17 protein-coding genes and 3 tRNA genes are annotated in these 20,427 nt (G+C 41.3%); 11 read left to right on the top strand and 9 right to left on the bottom strand.

Annotated elements, in window-relative coordinates; genetic code table 11:
• The first annotated feature begins 34 nt into the window (after positions 1-34).
• The 3 genes from LGZ99_RS08195 (at position 35) to LGZ99_RS08185 (ending at position 396) form a co-directional block, all read left to right on the top strand.
• Positions 35-110, top strand: a tRNA-Lys gene (locus tag LGZ99_RS08195).
• Between the two features lie 35 nt (positions 111-145).
• Positions 146-221 (top strand) — tRNA-Lys (locus LGZ99_RS08190).
• A gap of 35 nt (positions 222-256) precedes the next feature.
• Positions 257-396: transfer RNA gene (locus LGZ99_RS08185), tRNA-Lys, on the top strand.
• Between the two features lie 39 nt (positions 397-435).
• Here LGZ99_RS08185 and LGZ99_RS08180 read toward each other — a convergent pair.
• Positions 436-1,287, bottom strand: coding sequence for an aminoglycoside 6-adenylyltransferase (locus LGZ99_RS08180; RefSeq protein WP_036838597.1), 852 nt, complete (start codon positions 1,285-1,287; stop codon positions 436-438).
• Between the two features lie 221 nt (positions 1,288-1,508).
• On the opposite strand from LGZ99_RS08180, the gene nadA reads away from it, so the two are divergent.
• The 3 genes from nadA to aroG all read left to right on the top strand — a co-directional run bounded on the left by nadA (position 1,509) and on the right by aroG (position 4,642).
• Positions 1,509-2,561, top strand: a complete 1,053-nt coding sequence (nadA, locus tag LGZ99_RS08175; RefSeq protein ID WP_036838598.1) for a quinolinate synthase NadA — start codon at positions 1,509-1,511, stop codon at positions 2,559-2,561.
• Between the two features lie 42 nt (positions 2,562-2,603).
• Entirely contained in the window at positions 2,604-3,329 is a 726-nt protein-coding gene (pnuC, locus tag LGZ99_RS08170) for a nicotinamide riboside transporter PnuC (protein WP_021325674.1), read from the top strand.
• 260 nt (positions 3,330-3,589) lie between these two features.
• Positions 3,590-4,642 carry a 3-deoxy-7-phosphoheptulonate synthase AroG gene (gene aroG, locus LGZ99_RS08165; protein WP_023045246.1) on the top strand — a complete coding sequence of 351 codons (1,053 nt, stop codon included), beginning with the start codon at positions 3,590-3,592 and terminating at the stop codon, positions 4,640-4,642.
• Positions 4,643-4,735: 93 nt separating this feature from the next.
• Here the strand turns inward: aroG and gpmA are convergent, their stop codons facing one another.
• From gpmA to modE, 7 genes are all read right to left on the bottom strand, one after another.
• On the bottom strand, positions 4,736-5,488 hold the full coding sequence (gene gpmA, locus LGZ99_RS08160; RefSeq protein ID WP_021325676.1) for a 2,3-diphosphoglycerate-dependent phosphoglycerate mutase: 753 nt from the start codon (positions 5,486-5,488) through the stop codon (positions 4,736-4,738).
• Between the two features lie 160 nt (positions 5,489-5,648).
• Positions 5,649-6,473: a CPBP family intramembrane glutamic endopeptidase gene (locus tag LGZ99_RS08155; RefSeq protein ID WP_200875275.1), complete on the bottom strand. Its 825-nt coding sequence runs from the start codon at positions 6,471-6,473 to the stop codon at positions 5,649-5,651.
• A 349-nt stretch (positions 6,474-6,822) separates the two neighbouring features.
• A complete protein-coding gene (locus LGZ99_RS08150; RefSeq protein WP_051769397.1) occupies positions 6,823-7,605 on the bottom strand; it encodes a hypothetical protein in 783 nt (260 codons plus the stop codon).
• A 44-nt stretch (positions 7,606-7,649) separates the two neighbouring features.
• Positions 7,650-11,369: a hypothetical protein gene (locus LGZ99_RS08145; protein WP_036838603.1), complete on the bottom strand. Its 3,720-nt coding sequence runs from the start codon at positions 11,367-11,369 to the stop codon at positions 7,650-7,652.
• Positions 11,370-11,459: 90 nt separating this feature from the next.
• Positions 11,460-11,789, bottom strand: coding sequence for a hypothetical protein (locus LGZ99_RS08140; RefSeq protein ID WP_036838605.1), 330 nt, complete (start codon positions 11,787-11,789; stop codon positions 11,460-11,462).
• 458 nt (positions 11,790-12,247) lie between these two features.
• A complete protein-coding gene (gene modF / locus LGZ99_RS08135; RefSeq protein ID WP_036838608.1) occupies positions 12,248-13,723 on the bottom strand; it encodes a molybdate ABC transporter ATP-binding protein ModF in 1,476 nt (491 codons plus the stop codon).
• A gap of 176 nt (positions 13,724-13,899) precedes the next feature.
• Positions 13,900-14,691 (bottom strand): molybdenum-dependent transcriptional regulator, encoded by a 792-nt coding sequence (modE, locus tag LGZ99_RS08130; RefSeq protein ID WP_021325683.1) that lies wholly within the window; start codon positions 14,689-14,691, stop codon positions 13,900-13,902.
• Positions 14,692-14,874: 183 nt separating this feature from the next.
• Between modE and LGZ99_RS08125 the strand changes: the two genes are divergently transcribed.
• From LGZ99_RS08125 to modC, 4 genes are all read left to right on the top strand, one after another.
• On the top strand, positions 14,875-15,009 hold the full coding sequence (locus LGZ99_RS08125; RefSeq protein WP_071789454.1) for an AcrZ family multidrug efflux pump-associated protein: 135 nt from the start codon (positions 14,875-14,877) through the stop codon (positions 15,007-15,009).
• Positions 15,010-15,249: 240 nt separating this feature from the next.
• Positions 15,250-16,020 carry a molybdate ABC transporter substrate-binding protein gene (gene modA, locus LGZ99_RS08120; protein ID WP_036838610.1) on the top strand — a complete coding sequence of 257 codons (771 nt, stop codon included), beginning with the start codon at positions 15,250-15,252 and terminating at the stop codon, positions 16,018-16,020.
• A 16-nt stretch (positions 16,021-16,036) separates the two neighbouring features.
• Positions 16,037-16,729: a molybdate ABC transporter permease subunit gene (gene modB / locus LGZ99_RS08115; RefSeq protein ID WP_036838612.1), complete on the top strand. Its 693-nt coding sequence runs from the start codon at positions 16,037-16,039 to the stop codon at positions 16,727-16,729.
• Positions 16,723-17,787 (top strand): molybdenum ABC transporter ATP-binding protein ModC, encoded by a 1,065-nt coding sequence (gene modC / locus LGZ99_RS08110; RefSeq protein WP_036838614.1) that lies wholly within the window; start codon positions 16,723-16,725, stop codon positions 17,785-17,787. Before modB ends, modC begins: the two co-directional genes overlap by 7 nt.
• 131 nt (positions 17,788-17,918) lie before the next feature.
• Here modC and LGZ99_RS08105 read toward each other — a convergent pair whose 3' ends face one another.
• Complete coding sequence (locus LGZ99_RS08105; RefSeq protein WP_023044211.1) at positions 17,919-18,737, bottom strand: pyridoxal phosphatase; 819 nt, start codon at positions 18,735-18,737, stop codon at positions 17,919-17,921.
• 148 nt (positions 18,738-18,885) lie between these two features.
• Between LGZ99_RS08105 and pgl the strand changes: the two genes are divergently transcribed.
• The gene (gene pgl / locus LGZ99_RS08100; protein ID WP_023044212.1) at positions 18,886-19,872 is read left to right on the top strand and encodes a 6-phosphogluconolactonase; all 987 of its coding nucleotides are present in this window, start codon (positions 18,886-18,888) and stop codon (positions 19,870-19,872) included.
• Positions 19,873-20,427 lie beyond the last annotated feature (555 nt).

Below are 20,427 nucleotides of genomic sequence, written 5' to 3'. Positions count from 1 at the left end.
TATGTGCCGCCGTTGCCGAGAGAAGTCACAAGATGGGTCGTTAGCTCAGTCGGTAGAGCAGTTGACTTTTAATCAATTGGTCGCAGGTTCGAATCCTGCACGACCCACCATCTTGAAGCTTCACTCAAAAACGGATTCCTTAGATGGGTCGTTAGCTCAGTCGGTAGAGCAGTTGACTTTTAATCAATTGGTCGCAGGTTCGAATCCTGCACGACCCACCATCTTAAAGCTTTACTCAAAAACAAATTCCTTAGATGTGTTGTTAGCTCAGTCGGTAGAGCAGTTGACTTTTAATCAATTGGTTGCAGGTTCGAGCCGAGCGAAGCGAGACAACAACGCGTAAGCGTTGGCCCGAAGGGCGAGGCCGTAGGCCGAGTCATCCTGCACGACCCACCATCTTAGAGCTTCATTCGAAAACAAATTCCTTCTTAAAACTTACCTCCCAATAACTTGCATAATATGCTTCCTAACCTTACCGGGTAGCTCACTATCAAACTCAAACCCCTTAATTTCCGCTACTTCAGCAGAAATTTCCGTATAAAGCTCTGTGGTTTCCAGCAATGCTCGTATCGCTTCTTCTTTGCCATAACTGCCAAAAATCCCTTGAATACGCTTGCTGAACTTCTCAGGTAACCACTCATGCAAGTGATGGCCGTTGTACCAGACATCCGTTTTTCCATCACTTTTTATCGAGACGTACCACTCCATCATTGCCAGCAATGATTCTTTCATCTCATTATCCCTCATTCTTGCAGGCCATAAATCACCACGAGCGATATAAACAGGCACTTGTGTTGCCTCGAACCAGAACTCGCGCAGGTTTTCATTAAATTCTGCTGATGATGGAATATGTAATTTAGTCAATTGGTGAGTGATTTCAGGAAGCCCGTTTGTAAGGCTCGTCTTATCAAGGAGGATCTTATAGCCCCGTTGATAGAGTTTATCCAAACCTCTCTGTTTCATATCTTTCAGGCGTTCAGCGCTTGCCAGTGTGAAATCAACTTTACGACCGCTGCTAAAAACTACCAAACAAGTTGGCCAATCTGGTTCACCCTCTTTTTCATTAGCCAGATGCAATGCAACCATAACGTCACCCAATTGCTTAAACCATAAATCATTGCCTATTAATTCATCTGTTCCCGAACCAATCAGTTCTATATCCAGATCTGAGAATTTATCTACACGTGTGTTTCTGGCTCGGGAACCTGTTTGGATAACGGTATCAATGCGGGGATCGTTACGGGCAAAAGTAAGAATTTTTTCCAGAAGGATTACCGGGTCTTCCATTATATGAAGTTCCTATTTCACTTTAGTGATGATTGATGAATAAGCTTAATCTCATAAATTAGCAGGTAATGTAATAACTTATAACAGGTAAAATACTCCGCGACAAACTGATATAAATTGGTTATTTTGTTTAGTATATAAAACAAAATTGCGTGAATTTTTTGATAATTAGCCGGTTTTATCGCTTTTTTAAACTATATACTAAACAGAGAATCAGAGTAATGAGCGAGTATATTGATTTTAATTCAACCATTTACCCATTCCCACCGAAACCTGTTTTTCTCAGTAAGGATGAAAAGAAACATTGCCGTGAAAAGATTAAGCGCCTCCTGAAACAGCAGGATGCCGTTATGGTTGCACATTATTACACCGATCCAGAGATCCAGGCTTTGGCTGAGGAGACCGGAGGGTGTGTGGCAGATTCATTGGAAATGGCGCGTTTTGGCAGCAATCATCCAGCTTCTACTCTATTAGTGGCTGGAGTGCGATTTATGGGAGAAACCGCCAAAATTCTCAACCCGGAAAAGCGTGTTTTAATGCCAACGTTGGAAGCTGAGTGTTCGCTGGATCTGGGTTGTCCTGAAAAAGAATTTACTGAGTTTTGTGATAATAATCCGGATCGTACCGTAGTGGTTTATGCAAATACATCAGCAGCGGTTAAAGCACGGGCTGATTGGGTTGTGACTTCAAGTATTGCTGTTGAGCTGATCGATCATCTTGATAGCCAGGGGCAAAAGATAATTTGGGCGCCGGATCGCCATTTGGGAAATTATGTCCGTAAACAGACCGGAGCCGATATTCTTTGTTGGCAAGGTGCTTGTATTGTCCATGATGAATTTAAAACTCAGGCTTTGGTAAGAATGCAAGGTCTGCATCCTGATGCTGCGGTATTGGTTCATCCTGAATCACCACAAGCAGTTATTGATCTGGCTGATGCCGTTGGCTCAACCAGTCAGTTAATCAAAGCAGCGCAGTCTTTGCCGCATCAGAAGCTGATTGTGGCAACAGATAAAGGCATCTTTTATAAAATGCAGCAAGCATGTCCAGGGAAGCAGTTATTTGAAGCGCCTACGGCTGGAGAAGGTGCGAGTTGCCGTAGTTGTGCCCATTGTCCGTGGATGGCAATGAATGGCTTACAAGCTATCGTTCAGGGATTGGAGCGGGGCGGGGTTCAGCATGAAATCTTTGTTAAAGAAGAGTTACGCGAAAAGGCGCTTATTCCTTTAAACAGGATGCTTGATTTTGCAACTCGGTTAAAATGGGAAAACAAATAATGGGTATAATTCTTTGTTTTAGATAATAATAGGATATAACAGATGGATTTTTTCAGTATTAACAATATATTAGTAAATATCCCACTGGGAAAAGGCGGTTATGATTTATCGTGGATTGAAGCAATAGGTACGATTGCTGGTTTGCTATGTATTTGGTTTGCAAGTCAGGAAAAAATAATTAACTATTTGTTTGGACTGATTAATGTCACATTATTTGCTGTGATTTTCTTCCAAATTCAACTTTATGCCAGTTTATTGCTGCAATTATTCTTTTTTGCTGCAAATATTTATGGCTGGTATGCCTGGAGTAGGGTTAATGATCAGCAGCAGATTGAACTTAAAATACGCTGGTTAAGTCTGAATAAGGCGTTAATAATTAGTCTGATTTCTGTGCTATTGATTGTTATTATGACTTTTAATATCGATCGGATCTTTGGCTCTTTGACTCAGATTGCCGTTACGATTATGCAAAAGTTTGATTTTAATGTTCAAATGCCGGTATTGGCGCCTGATGCATTCCCATTCTGGGATTCGACAATGACGGTGCTATCTATTGTGGCAATGATTCTGATGACTCGCAAATATGTTGAAAACTGGCTGGTATGGATGGTTATCAATGTGATAAGCGTTGTTATCTATTTCCATCAAGGCGTTTTGGCGATGTCATTGCAGTATGTGATTCTCTTTGGCATTGCGCTTAATGGCTCCCGTTTGTGGATTCAGGTAGCTAAGAAAAATCATTCGCAGCCATTATCCCGTATCGAATAATTTTTTAATGATGCCAGAGAATTGATTTGTCGATCTCTGGCATATTTTTAGGGATTTACTCTGATAATTCTCATTTCTAAAGATATTTCAATTATAAAAAACAGCTCAGATCACATTTGACTATATTTTTCTATGTCTTTAGTTAAACGCTGATTTATTTATTATCTACAAAGAATATTTACAGTTTGTCTTCTAACAGTTAGATTAAAATCACAAGATTGTTTTAAACAAAAATACAAAGATGTGGATGAGAGAGGGTTATGAATTATCAGAATGACGATATAAGAATTAAAGAGATAAAAGAATTATTACCTCCTGTAGCACTACTTGAAAAATTTCCAGCAACTGAAAAGGCTGCATTTACAGTACGTAAGGCTCGCAAAACTATTCATCAGATTCTGACGGGTGAAGATGATCGCCTGTTGGTTGTGATTGGTCCTTGTTCTATTCACGATCCTAAAGCAGCAATGGAATATGCTGAACGGTTGAATAAGCTGCGTGAAGAACTCAAAGACGATTTGGAAATTGTCATGCGGGTTTATTTTGAAAAACCGCGTACAACTATTGGTTGGAAAGGGCTAATTAATGACCCTCATATGAATCACAGCTTTGATATTAATGATGGTTTACGTCTGGCTCGTGAATTGTTGCGGGATATTAATGACATGGGGCTACCAGCTGCGGGTGAATATCTGGATATGATTTCTCCACAGTATTTGGCGGATTTGATGAGTTGGGGAGCAATCGGCGCTCGTACCACGGAATCGCAGGTCCATCGTGAGCTGGCTTCTGGCCTCTCTTGTCCAGTTGGTTTTAAAAATGGCACCGACGGCGGGATAAAAGTTGCAATTGATGCTATTAATGCCGCAGGTTCACCACACAGTTTCCTTTCTGTCACTAAGTGGGGACATTCCGCGATTGTGAATACTAGTGGAAATTCTGATTGCCATATTATCCTGCGTGGTGGTAGAGAACCAAACTATAGCTCTGAACATGTTATTGTCGTGAAGCAAAGCTTGGAAAAAGCAAGTTTGCCGGCAAAAATTATGATTGATTTCAGTCATGCCAATAGTTCCAAACAATTTAAAAAACAGATGGATGTGTGCTCAGATGTCAGTGGGCAAATTGCTGCCGGAGAGAAGGCGATTATTGGTGTTATGGTGGAAAGTCATTTAGAAGAAGGGAACCAGGACCCGGAGAGTGATCAACCATTGGTATACGGTAAAAGTATTACCGATGCTTGCATTGGTTGGGCTGACACTGAAATCTTGTTACGTCAATTATCGTTGGCGGTGAAAGCACGTCGTGGCTGATAACATTTTTCGGATGTAAAAAACCGGAATTCATGATTCCGGTTTTTTATATTTGCTGAAAAAGTACGATATCAGCAATTTATTGGTAATGAATTATTTCGCTTTACCCTGGTTTGCTACAGCGGCGGCTTTTGCTGCGATTTCATCAGCGTTACCCAGATAGTAATGCTTAATTGGTTTCATGTTTTCGTCGAATTCATAAACCAAAGGTACTGCTGTTGGAATGTTCAGTTCAAGGATGGCTTCTTCGCTCATGTTGTCCAGATATTTAACCAGAGCGCGCAAAGAGTTACCGTGAGCAGCGATAATCACTTTTTCCCCTTTAGCGACACGAGGTTTGATAACGTCTTCCCAGTAAGGGATCACTCGCTCAATAGTTGTTGCCAGGCTTTCAGTCACTGGTAGCTCTTCTGGTTTCAGATTTGCGTAACGTGGATCATGACCTGGAAAACGCTCATCATCTTGAGTTAAATCTGGTGGGGTGATAGCAAATCCACGACGCCACAGTTTAACTTGATCATCACCGTATTTAGCTGCGGTTTCTGATTTGTCCAGACCTTGTAGGGCACCATAATGGCGTTCATTCAGTTTCCAGCTTTTCTCAACAGGTAACCATTGTTGATCAACCTGATCCAGAATGTTCCACAGTGTGTGAATAGCGCGTTTCAGCACAGAGGTGTAGGCGAAATCAAAAACAAAGCCTTCTTCTTTCAGTAGCTGGCCTGCTTGTTGAGCTTCGGCGCGACCTTTTTCAGAGAGAGCGACGTCAGTCCAGCCAGTGAAACGGTTTTCTTTGTTCCACTCGCTTTCACCATGTCTTACCAAAACCAGTTTAGTTACAGCCATAGCTTAAACTCCTTAAAAAACCAAACTTAATGATAACTGTGCGCATTATATTGCCCTATACACCAGAACGGCAATCAATAGTCTAGTTCCATAACGTTATTTGCCTGAAAACCTTAAATTTTTGCAGATTACTGAATAGATACCGGGCAAGTTTGACACGTTATAGTGCTGTTACTAACTTGATGGGATAAGTAAAGAACAGCAAATGAACCAAGTTAAGGACGAAATGGAACCCGACAGCGACCCACAGCCGGCCACTCCACATCCATGCCAGACCATATATTAATCCTGCGAGTGTAGCGAAAATCATCAGTAATAGACCTCCAGCGAAGTGTGCGCCACCAAAAATCAAGGCAGTGATGATCAGGGCAAAATAGGGATTAATCCACTGACTCAACCTTTGTTGGATATAGCCACGAAACAGCGCTTCTTCTGCCAGAGAAACAAAGAAAATATTTGTCAAAACAAACATCGGCAACCATTGTGGCATATGCAGTTCAATCGCAAGTCCTCCCAAGACTGTTGCTATACCGAGTAGTACAGGAATGGCAACAGTCAAGATTATCCACGCATAAGGGCGAACCTTTGCCAGTGGTTTTGTGGTAAATAATCCAGGAATGCAACATAGCAGAAGGAAAGGAATAAGTGCCTTATCGAAGTTGAAATACATTGAGAATGACGCACTATGAGGGCCAACTTGAACTTTATCGAGATATTTCAGGTTATGAAAACCTGGGATCAGATGCAGGAATAACGCGATACCAAAAGCGAGCAATAGCAGCTCAGTTGTTATTTTGATGATGTTATTTTGCTGAAAATAGATACGTAGTGCACCTAACACGAAAATAATTGTGATAGTCGCAATTGCTGGATAAATTATAACTTGTGTTATAAATCCGGTAACAACGGCGGCCAGTAGAACGATAAGCGCAGTCGTGCGGTGGATAGCTAATAATGCCAGCGATGCGGCAAGTAAACCCCAAATCATATATACCCTGTTGTTTTCAATAAGTTAAAAGATAATATCTGAGAAGCAAACCAAAGATTGATGATAACTATTATTAAATGGTCAAAAAATAGTAACGTAAGATGATTAAATTGCGATGTTTTTTTCACTGGTCGGAGAAGAAACCCATCGGTGACAATTATTTTTTAGTCAAAATTCGGCTAGGAAAAACCTGTGTTATTGTAAGGTTTATTACTGACATGTACCATTCATTGGATCTGATTCAATATAATATGGAGAATAAACTTCATTAAGATATTGGACAGATCAGCCACTTGTATAAATAACGGGTGGCTGTCAGATTGGGCTTGATCTAGTACCAATTCGCTTATTTTCGCGTACTGATTTTAACCTCCAGCTCACCTTCATTATCTGTTAATCCTTTACCATAATGCCCTTCTAAGTCATCATTGATACAAAGCTGTAATTCACCAGATAACCCACTCGGAACACTGGCTTCACGACTAATCAAAAAAACGGTTTCACCGACACGGCCTACCAATGCGCCTACTGGATGATTTGGTAACGCGTAGTATTCCTGGGCAATATGATTCTTATTTCCTTCTGCCTCGCAACGGTCGTATTCCGGGTTAAAAGACCATTTGCCGCTGAGATAGGTAATTGTGGTTGTCTGATTTGTATTGACTGTCATGCCGCTATTTTGCCAAGGTTTATTCGCAGATACAGACAGGGTTACCGGATACAAAATATTGGCCGCTAATTCAACTTCTTGGGCTTGAAAGCCAGCTGCACCCAAGGCTGCGACTAGCTCTGAGCGAGTGGTAGCTGGATATACTTTAGGATCAAGCAAAATTTGACCAACTTCTAGCGGATGAAGCGTTGGGAAGTGATTGTGTAGTGCAATTGCAATCTCACCAATAGGAAAATCAAGCAGACGTAAAATAACTGCGATATCGGTTGCATTGAGGGCTTTCTGATAGACTTCAGATAGAGCACCAACAATAGTATTGCTGTTTATTTGTTTTAAACCAGACAATGGATCAGCACTGTCGGTCTGAATAGGGTTTATGCTCGCTTGCTGTGTTGAAACTTGTTGTTGCTCTTGGGATTGCGATGCATCTATTAACTTCGTTTTGGAGACTAAGGTCATAGCAATACTCCTTTATCTGTCGATTAAATAAGCTCATGAGACAACTACTGTCTACCATAAATTTCTAGCAGGACAGCTGCTGTTTCGCTGGCGCTGATAGATGGATAGGCTGATTTTAATCCTCGCCCGGTTTCTATTGCTGGATAACCCGCCAGCGCCATAGCGCGACCTAATGCTTTGTCTTGGGTTGCAGGATATTCAGTGATGAGTATTTTTCCGCATTGGCTGCCGGATATGTGTTCGTCATACGCTTTCTGAGCCAATTGTTCTAGCGTTAATGCTCTGCCATAGATAGCCAGTAGTATTTCGGTTATTTCGTTGGCGCTGATGGATGGGTAGGCTGATTTTAATCCTCGCCCGGTTTCTGTTGCTGGATAACCCGCCAGCGCTATAGCGCGACCTAATGCTTTGTCTTGGGTTGCAGGATATTCAGTGATGAGTATTTTTCCGCATTGACTGCCGGATATGTGTTCGTCATACGCTTTCTGAGCCAATTGTTCTAGCGTTAATGCTTTGCCATATATAGCCAGTAGTATTTCGGTTATTTCGCTGGCGCTGATGGATGGGTAGGCCGACTTTATTCCTTGCCCAGTTTCTACTGCTATATAGCCTGCTTGTGCCATCGCTGTTGCTAGCATATTCGTCTTGAGATCGGGAAAGGATTTAATTATCAGTTTGCCGCAATCATTGCCGCTCATCTGCTGTTGATATGCCGACTGTGCGATTTGTTCTGGTGTTATCGCCACCTGTATTGCCACTCCATCACTCCAGATACTTGGGATCTGACGTGATGTTGCGGCGGTATCCGTATCCGGCATACTAGCCAGATAAAGTTGATATGTTCCTGCGATCGGGATCGGCGGTAAAGCGATATGGGCTTGCCCAGTTGTGGAATTCACGGTTTGTTGGTGTATCCATGCACCGTTTGGATCCTGTAAGCCGAGTAAATAATGAGTAACACCGGGACAGCATTGCCATTGAATCTCTATACCACCAGATTGGTAATTAGCTTGAATTTGCTGAGGAGTATCCAGACGTAACCATTCCTGAACCTGACAAAATTCGCTGGCAATATAATTAGGGTTGTTCAATGCTGCTAATGAAAAACGATATTTCCCGGCAGGTTTAAGCTTATCAAAAATAATAGTCTCTGAACTCTGTGGAGCGGCAATTGAGAGGTTTTTGGTTTGCCCATTTTCTTCGGTTTGTACGTTATAGTGCCTGGCGTCTGTTACCAGATTCCAGTTCAATATAAGATTAATATCTCTTTCAGTAGTGGGTTTCATTTCTAAATTGATGTTCAATTCCGGTATTGTTAGACGATACTGCTGTAATTGACTTTCTGAGCTGGTAAAGCCTTTCTTGGTGGCGGCTACTGACCAGATATAAACACCAGCGGCTAGTTCTGGCCCAATAGATGAAATAAATGAATTATCGTTGTGATTCTGTTTGTCATCGAATAACACTTTGCCATTTGGCGCTTTTAGTTTGACCTGATAACCGTCAGCATTTTCCGTATAGTTCCATGAGAATTTAGCTTTATGATCCTCATAGATTGCTGACAAATTTTCAGGTGGTTTGGGATTGGTAGGTTTGGGGGGATCGGGAGGTGTTGGTTTGCTGTCAATTTCATCTTTAATTTTATTGATAATATCACTTATGACAGCTGCTCCCGCTGCTACACCCCCGGCAGCGACTAAAGCTTCAGCACTGGTCTGGATTGTTTCTGTTAGTGCGGAGTCAATCAATCCCTCACACAGTAACGTCATGGCATAATCAGCGGCTTTCCCGGCCGCTGTCAACGTCAGAAAGATAGCGATAGCTTCACGATTTTTCAATAGCCCTTGAATGAAAGACTCTGCCGCACTTTTCAGCGCTGCACCGATAGCATCAGGTAATTCCTCTAAAGAGAGGTTGTTTGGCAGTAAAAATTCTACGGATTTTGGGAAGGAGAGAGTCACGAAATCCGTTCCTGCCATTGCCATGGTATACTTACCGTCTAATACAAAATACAGTTGGTCATTCTGACTAGAAGTATCCGTCTTAGTATTAAACGACGGGGAAATAGAAAACTTGGATGTGAGTAAATGTTCATTGACAAATTGGGTTAATTGGCCGCAATTGGAACCTTTACTATGTGAGAATTTCTTTAATTCTTCTATAAAATTAATAAACTGGTTGTTATCTAAATTAAATGCAGGCCAGTCAGTGATTTTAAATCCTTCGCTCTTACTATAGGAAAAACCTAATTTTGCTGAACTGGGTAACAAAGGGGAAGCAATTTTGTCCGAGGACAGTGAACCGCTGATTTTTAATTTCCCGGTTTTATCTTTTACACCAGAGACTTCTACATTTAAACCAAAATCATGTTTAAAAAATAGCAACCCACAGCGAAAGCTGAATTTATTTTCTTTTACGGTAGAGAAAAACAGAGTTGGACCGGGATCCTGCCCAAAACCCGTTATTTGCAGTATAAATAATGAAATTGGATTAAGTAGCTGGATCTCTGCATTGACGCCTTCTTTAGTAATTTGCATATCCCCTTTGAGCTTCAAAGTTTCAATCAGTGTAATGTCAAACAGGGCATGGAGGTGAAATCCTGGTTGATAATTGGTGATATCCTGATTTAATAACAGAGACTTTTCGGCTAAAGAGGAAATAATAGCATTTTCCTGTTTAATATCTCCATCTGTTTTGCGGCGGTAATAAAGGTTGCTCCCGGGATGAAAAACGATATCGATAAAATCACTCGGCCAGGAGAAAACAGAACCAGAATCAGAAAATGATGCTTCGAATATATCATGTATCGATAAATCTTTATTAATAGCCACTGAGGCTAGTATGGGGGTATTATCCAGAAGATAAATAGATCCGCTTAATACCAATAGTTTTGCATAATTGATTGTTCCTTTTACCCAATATAATCCAACTTTAGGTTGTTTTTTCTCTGGCACGGCAAAGGTATAATCAATGCCAAAAGATAAATCATTAAACGTGATGCCAGTCATGCCTCCGTTAAAGGGCTGATGAATAGTTTTTTCTGAATCTTTATCACAGATTTGTAAAGATGCCTGTACTTGCTTTTCATCCGCGTTTAAAGCACCGTCAAAATAATACGTTTTCTGGAACAAATCTAATGTGATAATGCCTTTTATTTCGTATTTTGCGTAATTATCAAACTGATATTTAAGTATTAAATTATTGAAGCCAAAAATCTTAAATAGTTTGAAATTAGGAAGAACGGCAATATAGCGGCTTTGTTTAATTGATTCACCTGCGGATATTCCCCGATCCAAACGCCCCCAGAGCGAAATGTCTGCCTGTGGTAGATCGCCATTTTTAACACCAACCTCAATTAAGTTGTTAAATAGATAATTGCCTTTTAAACGCAAGGTTAGCCAGAAGGTACAACTATGGGATACAGGCGTTTCTATTTCTGTCACTGACTTTGGCAAAGGTATTTGTGGAAAAATGTTACATAGTTTCTCTGCTTCTGGTGGATTGGCATGATTGGAGAAAGTAAAAAAACCCGCATCCTGTATTAATAGCGGAGCTTCTTTCTCTGGTAAATCAAGATGAAAAGCATGGTTGAGTAATTTAAAGATATTGAGATTATCAGCCTCAGCTTGTTTCGCAGTCATATCAATATAGATTAGAGAATAACTGTTGAATAAAGCAAGCTGGCATTGCATTGGGCTACGCATTTCGCCATCAAATATTTTGCACCAATCAAAATTGGCTTTAACCTCAAATCGTATCCCCATACTTTACCTCAGATAGTAAAATGTATTGCGAAGGCTATGTGATTTATGGTTCTAAACGCATAGCCTTATAGTCAATATTGAACTGATAATTTAGTCTTTTTTATCTTCGTCAAACTTCTTATCTGTTTTGTTGTATTTACCTTCGGAAACAACAACATTAAGATTTTCCACTACCTTATCAACACCGGTTTCTTTCAATAATGAACCTGGTGGCGCAACGGCAATATAGATATTACTTGAATCACCGATAGCGACTTCCAATAAGGTATCTACAGGTTTTCCATCTTTGTCGAGTGAAGCTACACTAAAAAGAAAAGGTGCTTCAGGAGCCGGAGTTGACGATGGAATATTTAAATCAACATTATAACTGTCTTGACCAAGTTTAAGTTTGACTGATATGACGGCATTTATACCACTCATTATTATTCTCCGAATGGGTATGTAATAGTAGGGAATCCATCTTTGGCCTGATGGAAACATTTTTTCACTCTACTTCTAATAATAGTTTAATCTAAAATCCAATTCGCTAAATAATCTATTTAATTAATGTGATGAATGTCTATATAATGATCATAAAATGGAATTTTTAAATGAATAAAAGTTTCATTAAAAGATAAATGATTGAGAGATTCTTTTTATTATCTTTGTCTATATTAAATTAATATTCTTATATTTAAATCTGTCATTCATAAAGTTAAATTATTTTATGGGGAAAAGATTAACGACGGGTATTTTTATGTTACCTAACTTTCTTGATACTTTATAATTGCTACGAATAGATAAAGCCAGCATACTTGCATATGTATTGCTACGAGGTTGACATAAACACACTTTGCAATGCTGGCTTTTGTTTCAGCATTAATGCTCATTTTAATACTTTAATGATTGATTCTTTCTGTTTTATAACGATATATGTCACCATCAGGAATAAATATCAGCCGGTGAGTAATGCATTGCGGAGCATCTTCCTGATGATGAGAAACAAATAGTAGCTGAGTATCACCGTCAGCAATCATGATATCAATAAAACGTAATATTAACTGACGGTTGAGTGGATCAAGCCCTTGCAGAGGTTCATCAAGAATCAATAAAGCCGGATGTTTAACCAGAGCACGAGCTATCAGAACCAGCCGTTGTTGTCCCCATGAAAGGCTGTGAAACGGGCCGTTGGCAATCTGAGCGGATAATCCCAGCAAAGCCAGCCATTCATCGGCAAGTTGTTGCTGGCGATCTGATACTGCCTGGTAAAGACCTATTGAATCGAAGAAGCCGGACAGAATCACATTACGAACACTGGTACTGACCCGATATTGCAGATGAATACTGTGACTGATATAGCCAATATGGCGTTTGATATCCCAAATCGTTTCGCCACTACCGCGCTGGCGGCCAAACAAAATCAATTCATTACTGTAGCCTTGGGGATGATCTCCGGTAATCAGATTCAGGAGGGTTGATTTTCCAGCACCGTTTTGACCCATAATCTGCCAGTGTTCACCCGGGTTTACCTGCCAGTCCAGCCCGTGCAAAATGGGTTGTTCGTTATACTGAACCACACCATTACGCAAGATAATCAAAGGTTGGTCAGGAGGTAACTGATCATCAATGCGATATTCATCCGCTTCTGGTAAATGGATACCATCAAGTTTTTCGCTGTGCACCAGTTGAGCAACCAGTGGATCCGCCATCACTTTTTCTTTTATGCCAGCAGATGTCAGATGGCAATCTGCCAGTACACCAATTTGATCAATAAAACCTGGGATTTCACTGAACCGGTTAAGGATAAGCACCAAAACGATGCCTTTTGCTGACAATGTTTCCAGTAATTCAGCAAGTTGACCGCGGGCAAATGCATCAAGGCCATCAAAAGGTTCATCAAGGATCAGTAAATCAGGTGCAGCCATCAGTGCCTGGCAAAGCAATGTCTTTCGGGTTTCCCCGGTAGAAAGGTATTTAAAACGACGGGAAAGTAAATCCATAATACCGAACTGTTTTGCCAGTTCCAGACAAAGCTCATTATCTTTATGATTAAGCTGAATAATTTCTGCCGCAGTGCGGCCGGTATCATCCTCATCATCACTCAGCATATCAGTATTATTGCGTTGCCACTCTTTCTCAGTCAGTTTTTGTAATTGTTCTAAAGAGACGCGGCCACATGTACGAAATGAGCAATTTCGTTCGCCGGAAAGTTGTACTAATTCATTTGACAGCGCACGGGCCAATGATGATTTACCACTACCGTTAGCACCAACAAAAGCCCAGTTTTCACCAGAGGTAATTTTTAGTGACGGTAACTGCAAGGTTTGGGTATCACTTAAACGGAAACAGCCTTGCGTTATTTGCAATTCAGACATCTTTTATTCCTTTTTAAGCAACGCAAATATCCTCTCACAAATAAGCGGAATGACGCTGAATGTCAATATTAACTTTTAATTAACATTTAATGTTAGATATCAGGGGATATGTGAGGTACATAACTGCATAATATCCCCTGATATTCCGAATTATTCAGTGATAATAGTGTCAATTTTCAACAAAGAGTTGCAATAATCACCTGATCAGCATTAAAAAGTGCAGTGATTTTATCTTTAGGATGCAGTTTCAGTTTATCAGCGCTTTGATTGGTCAGAGTAGAACAGAGGGTTTCACCACCATCAAGAACCATAAGAACTTCTGTGCTCTTTTCGCCAGTTTCGATTTTACTCACTTGTCCTGTCAGGGCATTGTCAAAATGGCTAGTGGGAAGTTGTTCTTTAGTCAATGTTATCCAGGGCGCTTTAATCAGAGCCAATACCTCCTTACCTTTTATCAGACCAAGACGGTCAGCACTCTGTTCTGTCAATGCCGCATTCAGTGATGTTTGACCATCTGCCAGCAATATGCGGACATGTTGCTGCACCTGATTATGGTCACGGTCAGTAATTGTGCCAAAGAATTGATTACGGGCGCTGGTTTGCAGCGAAAAACGGGAAATCGCAGCCAGCAAGCTATTGAGGGGAAGGGGATCATCTTTCAGCACATCAAAGGCTTTTTGTTGAATTTGTGCGAGTAAATCATAAAGTTGTAATAAACGTTCACCATAATGGGTAAGATTCGTCCCGCCGCCGCCCTTACCACCAGTAGCACGATCCACGACGGTTTCATCTGCTAACTGATTCATTTCATTGATGGCATCCCAGGCGCTTTTATAACTGATGCCAGCCAGCTTTGCCCCCTGGCTGATAGAACCCGTTGCTTTAATCTGTTTCAGTAATAATATTCGCCGTGGATCTGCGAATAACCGTTGCTGTAATTTCAGTGTCAATAGAATTTCGGCTTGCATAATTGTTTTTTTCAGGAAATAAAATCGTGAATTTTTGTTGGCTAACCCGGAAAAACGCACGTTTAGCCAGTTATAGTTGTTTGTCTTTGTTTAGAATGGTACTAATTATAGCGCTATTATGCGCTATGGTTAAAAATGTGTTATGTTGCCGGCTCATCTAATGAGCCACTATGTGAGGCTACCATGTTTGAGTTGATTAAAAGTATGGCCTTCTCCCTGGTCATGGTACCGGTAGTGATGGTCGGAATCTTAGGTTTAATTTATGCCCTTGGGGAATTGTTTAATATCATTTCCCGTATTGGTCATTCTGAAAAGTAGAACTAATATTTCTTTGTACACCAGGTGCTATTCTGATTACCCGGTGATTCACCGGGTAATTTGTCTTAATTGATCACAATCAGTTTATTCTGTTTTTCTATTACAGCATTTTACTTCAAATTAAATCAGATAGTAAAAGTTGCTCACAATTTGCCGATTATTAATGGGATAGTCTTCCATTTAGCGCTATATCTTGTTATATACAGCGAACCAATGGGTAATTAAGCAGGTGGAAAATAGATGAAGAAGAGTTTTGCTAAACTGTTAGCGGGAGTTATCATTTCTTTTACTTTGACGTGGCAAGCATGGGCTACGGAGAAAGTCACCGTATTTGCTGCTGCCTCACTGACCAATGCTCTTGACGAGATTTCGATACAATATAAGCAAGAGAAAAAAGGTGACGTGGTGGCTTCCTATGCATCATCCTCTACTTTGGCCCGTCAGATTGAACAAGGCGCTCCGGCAGATATTTTTATTTCCGCTGACCAACAGTGGATGGATTACGTTGCCGGGAAGAAACTGATTATTGATAAAACTCGCTTTACTATTCTGGGAAATCAACTGGTTCTGATTGCACCGAAAGAGAGTAAACTCAATAAAATTGACATTAATAAAGAGACCAAATGGAAATCTTTGTTGGCTGATGGTCGTCTTGCTGTCGGTGATCCAGATCATGTTCCGGTCGGTATCTACGCTAAACAATCGCTGCAATATTTGGGAGCATGGGAGACGGTTAATCCTCTGCTGGCCCGTACCAGTAATGTGCGCAGTGGTATGGCGCTGGTGGAACGTGCTGAAGCTCCATTGGGTATTGTTTATGCTTCAGATGCGGTTGCCAGTGATAAAGTCAACGTTGTGGGGATTTTCCCGGCAGAGAGCCACAAGCCTGTTGAATACCCTATGGCGATGATCAAAGATCATAATAATCCCGCAGTTCTTAGCTTTTATAACTATCTGAAAACCCCAGAGGCCGCTGCAATTTTTAAACGTTACGGTTTTCGCCCACTTTAGGAATAGATTTTTGGAGATGTTAAGTGAATACGAATGGCAAGCCATCATCCTGAGTCTGAAAGTTTCAGGTATGGCGGTGTTAATCAGTCTGCCATTTGGGATCTTGATGGCATGGATTCTGGTTCGTTTCCGGTTTCCGGGTAAATCATTGCTTGACAGTGTTATTCATCTGCCATTGGTATTGCCGCCAGTGGTAGTGGGGTATCTGCTGTTGATCAGCATGGGACGTCGTGGATTCATTGGTGAATGGTTATATGACTGGTTTGGGATCAGCGTTGCATTCAGTTGGCGTGGTGCTGTATTGGCTTCTGCTGTTGTTGCTTTTCCGCTGATGGTCAGGGCGATACGTTTGGCGCTGGAAAGTGTTGATCGACGGTTGGAACAGGCTGCCCGCACCTTGGGGGCGAATCCATTCAGGGTCTTTTTTACTATTACATTGCCGTTCTCTTTGCCCGGGATTATTGTTGGCACTATTCTGGCGTTTGCCCGTTCATTGGGGGAGTTTGGCGCAACCATCACCTTTGTATCTAATATTCCGGGTGAAACGCGGACAATACCTTTGGCAATGTATACCCTGATTGAGACACCTGGCGCAGAAACTGCCGCGGCTCGTTTATGTATTATTGCCATTATTCTTGCGTTGATGTCATTGATGATTTCTGAATGGTTAACCCGTTGGGGAAGGAAACGTCTGGGAGCAACATGTTAGAGCTGGATTTTGAACAACAACTTGGTGATCTTCATTTACAGGTTGACACGCAGTTATCCTCTGAGGGAATTACGGCTGTTTTTGGCCTTTCAGGTGCTGGAAAAACTTCACTGATAAATGTGATTGCGGGTTTGTTACGTCCACAGAAAGGGCGGGTTCTTCTCAATGATCATGTGTTGGTGGATATTGAAAAAGGGATTTGTTTGCCGCCAGAGCAGCGCCGGATAGGTTATGTCTTTCAGGATGCCCGGCTGTTTCCTCATTACCGGGTAAAAGGCAATCTTCAATACGGAATGTCTCCGGTGATGAAACCGGAGTTTGACAGCATCATTAATTTGCTGGGAATTGAACACCTGCTATCGCGTTTTCCTCTTACCCTGTCCGGTGGTGAAAAACAGCGGGTTGCTATTGGTCGCGCTTTGTTGACTGCCCCTGAATTACTGTTAATGGATGAGCCATTGGCATCTTTGGATCTCCCGCGGAAACGAGAACTCTTGCCTTATCTTGAAAGACTTTCTCAGGATGTCAAAATCCCGATTTTGTATGTTAGCCATAATTTGGATGAAATTCTTCGTCTGGCTGAAAATGTGATCGTAATGGATAACGGGAAAGTCAGGGCAACAGGGAAATTAGCAGAGGTTTGGGCTAGCAGCGCACTGCGTCCCTGGTTACAAAAAGAGACTCTCAGCAGCATTCTGAACGTTTCAATGGTCGAACATCATAATCGCTATGAAATGACCGCAGTAGCCTTTGCTGACCAGGCTTTATGGTTGCCTAAAATTGATGCTCAATCGGGAACTGATTTGCGTGTCAGGATAGACGCTTCCGATGTTTCATTAGTACTGGAACCTCCTCGCGGTAGTAGTATCCGTAATATTTTAGCCGCGAAAGTGGTTGAATTTTTTGATGATGATGACCAGGTCGATGTTAAATTGGCGCTGAGTGGTCATTATTTATGGGCAAGAATTACTCCGTGGGCAAGGGATGAACTTAATTTGCGGCAAGGGCAATGGCTATATGCCCAGATAAAGAGCGTTTCTCTTAATCGGCAACTGTAGAATCTGATTTTTCATAAATGAGTAAACGGGTTGTCAGTTGGAAGAAAGAAGATTGTCTGGGATAACAAGGGGTTCCCATGTGGGGTTGCCCCTGAGTGTGATTTATGGATATCGCTAAATCAGATAAGAAATTAAAGAACATGCTTGCGAATAATTTCGGCAATACCTGGTTGAGTATTATCCAACGTCACTAAATCGGCCCGTTCTTTGACCGCATCGACACTGTTACCCATAGCAACACCGAGCCCGACGGTTTCCAACATGCTCAGGTCATTAAAATTGTCACCAAAGGCGATAACATCCTGCATGCTCATTCCCTGTGATTCAACCCATTGTTTCAAACGCATACCTTTACTGTTACCTTTTTTGGTGATATCCACTTGATCAAACCATGACCATTCACACGCAAGATCGATATCATTTTCGATCTGTTCAGTTATTTCACGAAGTTTTACTAAATCAGGGGAACAGGTAGCGAACTTCCAGATAGACTGCACTTCACCAATAGCATATTGAAAACTACTGACATGCTGCATATTTGGGCGTTGAGATTCAGGCAGGGTCTCAGACCATGTCATGGTGCGGATAATTGTGTCATGCAGTTCTTCATATAACATGGCATCATCCACATACATCAGACGATGAATATCTGTGTTGCTTAAGTGGGCGAGAACTTTTATCGCTTCCTGAGATGACAGTGGATCTGAGGCTAATACTTTCTTCTGATGGTAATCATACAGATACGTCCCATTACAGCAGATGACAGGCGTATCGAGTTGCAAAGCCTGATAAAAAGGGTGGATAGCGACATGATGGCGGCCAGTTGCAATCAGCACCTTAACACCGGCTTTACGGGCTTCATTTAGTACAGTGAGTGATTCTGGCAGGATATTCTTTTGCGGACTCAGTAACGTACCGTCCAGATCCAAAGCAATGACGCGATATGACATAGATTAGCCTCATAACTATATATAATGTAAAAGATATTACATTGGAACTGAATAAAGTTAAACCAATTGTGCGGTGAATTTGGCCGATAAAATTGAAATTGAGTCGTTACAGATCAATAAAATAGTAACGGATAATTAAGGAGTGAAGATGAAACAGGTGGTTTATACTGCGAGTCCAAACAGTCGTCAGATTCATGTTTGGAACCTGAATAATGAAGGTGAGTTATCATTAATTCAGACAGTTGATGTGCCGGGAGAAGTACAGCCAATGGTGGTTAGCCCGGATCGCAAGCATCTTTATGTTGGGGTCCGGCCACAATTCAGTATTGTCACTTACCAGATTGGCTCTGATGGGAAACTGGTACAGCAGGGAATTTCACCAATACCGGGTAGCCCGACGCATATCGCTACTGACAGGCAAGGTCGTTTTCTATTCTCTGTTTCCTATAGTTATAACAACCTGAGTGTCAGCCCAATTGACGATCAAGGTATTGCAGGCGCGCCTGTTCAGATTATTGAAGGCTTGCAAGCACCGCATTCAGCCAATATTGATTGGGATAATAAACAGCTATTAGTACCTTGTCTGAAAGAAGATCACATCCGAATTTTTGAGATGACAGAAGAGGGTTATCTGACAGAGAAGCGTGCTGAAAAAGTGGCTACAGCAGCGGGGGCTGGTCCTCGTCATATGGCATTCCACCCGAATCAGCAGGTGATTTACTGCATTAATGAACTGGATTCTACCGTGGATGTTTATCGCAAATGGGAAAAATACCGGATTATTCAGACCATTGATTCATTGCCGGAAGATTTAGCGGGTGTTCGTTGGTCGGCGGATATTCATATTACACCGGATGGTCGTCACCTTTATACCTGTGAGCGTACTGAAAGTTTGATCAGCCATTTTGTTATTTCACAAGATGGTTTTAATCTGACTTTGGCAGGGCACTATAAAACCGAAACTCAGCCACGTGGTTTTGCTATCGATCATAGCGGAAAATACCTAATTGCATCCGGTCAAAAGTCTGACCATATCTCGGTTTCTGCTATTGATAAATATACCGGTAAATTGACTGAATTAGCGCGTTATCCTGTCGGAAAAGCGCCAATGTGGGTGACGGTGCTGGTTCTTTGAGTTCGATAGGATTGCTATGTAATGACGGCGATAATAGGTAGATTGTAAATACATCTCAGATTAATGACAAAGTGCCGGTCTTTTGGTCAGCACTTTGAACTGATGAAGATGAGTACAAAAATGATCTGACCATTTTTTGAGTAAAACCTGCCCACGTCCCATTAGCGTGACATGACTTTCCTAAAAATCATTTGGTACGTAAAACCGATGTCGCCATTGATTTTAAATTCATTCGTGATGCCCACTTTTGCTAAAAAAATGTATCCAATATGTTAATTAACATGATGAATTACCACAATCAATCAAGCTAATTTCTCCAATTTTCGGAATATTCCTATATCTTTTTAAGTTAAATTCATTGCACTATTGATTATCTATTAACCTATAAGTGGTAAGGATATGATGACCAATTTAGTTAGACCCACTCTTCGTACTGTAAACCAATGGGGAAGTCAATAGAATGGCAAAAGGCTATTATCTGCTCGTTGGTGATAAAACGACCTGTGGTGGAGTTATCATCACCGGTGACCAGACCATCACATTTAACGGGCGGGC

It is taken from the genome of Photorhabdus temperata, from assembly GCF_025384845.1.
GTDB lineage: Bacteria > Pseudomonadota > Gammaproteobacteria > Enterobacterales > Enterobacteriaceae > Photorhabdus > Photorhabdus temperata.
This window is presented reverse-complemented; position numbering and strand designations above follow the sequence as displayed.

Coding starts and splice junctions, on each gene's coding strand:
- LGZ99_RS08180 (WP_036838597.1), bottom strand. CDS start 1,287: ATGGAAGACCCGGTAATCCTTCTGGAAAAAATTCTTACTTTTGCCCGT.
- nadA (WP_036838598.1), top strand. CDS start 1,509: ATGAGCGAGTATATTGATTTTAATTCAACCATTTACCCATTCCCACCG.
- pnuC (WP_021325674.1), top strand. CDS start 2,604: ATGGATTTTTTCAGTATTAACAATATATTAGTAAATATCCCACTGGGA.
- aroG (WP_023045246.1), top strand. CDS start 3,590: ATGAATTATCAGAATGACGATATAAGAATTAAAGAGATAAAAGAATTA.
- gpmA (WP_021325676.1), bottom strand. CDS start 5,488: ATGGCTGTAACTAAACTGGTTTTGGTAAGACATGGTGAAAGCGAGTGG.
- LGZ99_RS08150 (WP_051769397.1), bottom strand. CDS start 7,605: ATGACCTTAGTCTCCAAAACGAAGTTAATAGATGCATCGCAATCCCAA.
- LGZ99_RS08145 (WP_036838603.1), bottom strand. CDS start 11,369: ATGGGGATACGATTTGAGGTTAAAGCCAATTTTGATTGGTGCAAAATA.
- LGZ99_RS08140 (WP_036838605.1), bottom strand. CDS start 11,789: ATGAGTGGTATAAATGCCGTCATATCAGTCAAACTTAAACTTGGTCAA.
- modF (WP_036838608.1), bottom strand. CDS start 13,723: ATGTCTGAATTGCAAATAACGCAAGGCTGTTTCCGTTTAAGTGATACC.
- modE (WP_021325683.1), bottom strand. CDS start 14,691: ATGCAAGCCGAAATTCTATTGACACTGAAATTACAGCAACGGTTATTC.
- LGZ99_RS08125 (WP_071789454.1), top strand. CDS start 14,875: ATGTTTGAGTTGATTAAAAGTATGGCCTTCTCCCTGGTCATGGTACCG.
- modA (WP_036838610.1), top strand. CDS start 15,250: ATGAAGAAGAGTTTTGCTAAACTGTTAGCGGGAGTTATCATTTCTTTT.
- modB (WP_036838612.1), top strand. CDS start 16,037: ATGTTAAGTGAATACGAATGGCAAGCCATCATCCTGAGTCTGAAAGTT.
- modC (WP_036838614.1), top strand. CDS start 16,723: ATGTTAGAGCTGGATTTTGAACAACAACTTGGTGATCTTCATTTACAG.
- LGZ99_RS08105 (WP_023044211.1), bottom strand. CDS start 18,737: ATGTCATATCGCGTCATTGCTTTGGATCTGGACGGTACGTTACTGAGT.
- pgl (WP_023044212.1), top strand. CDS start 18,886: ATGAAACAGGTGGTTTATACTGCGAGTCCAAACAGTCGTCAGATTCAT.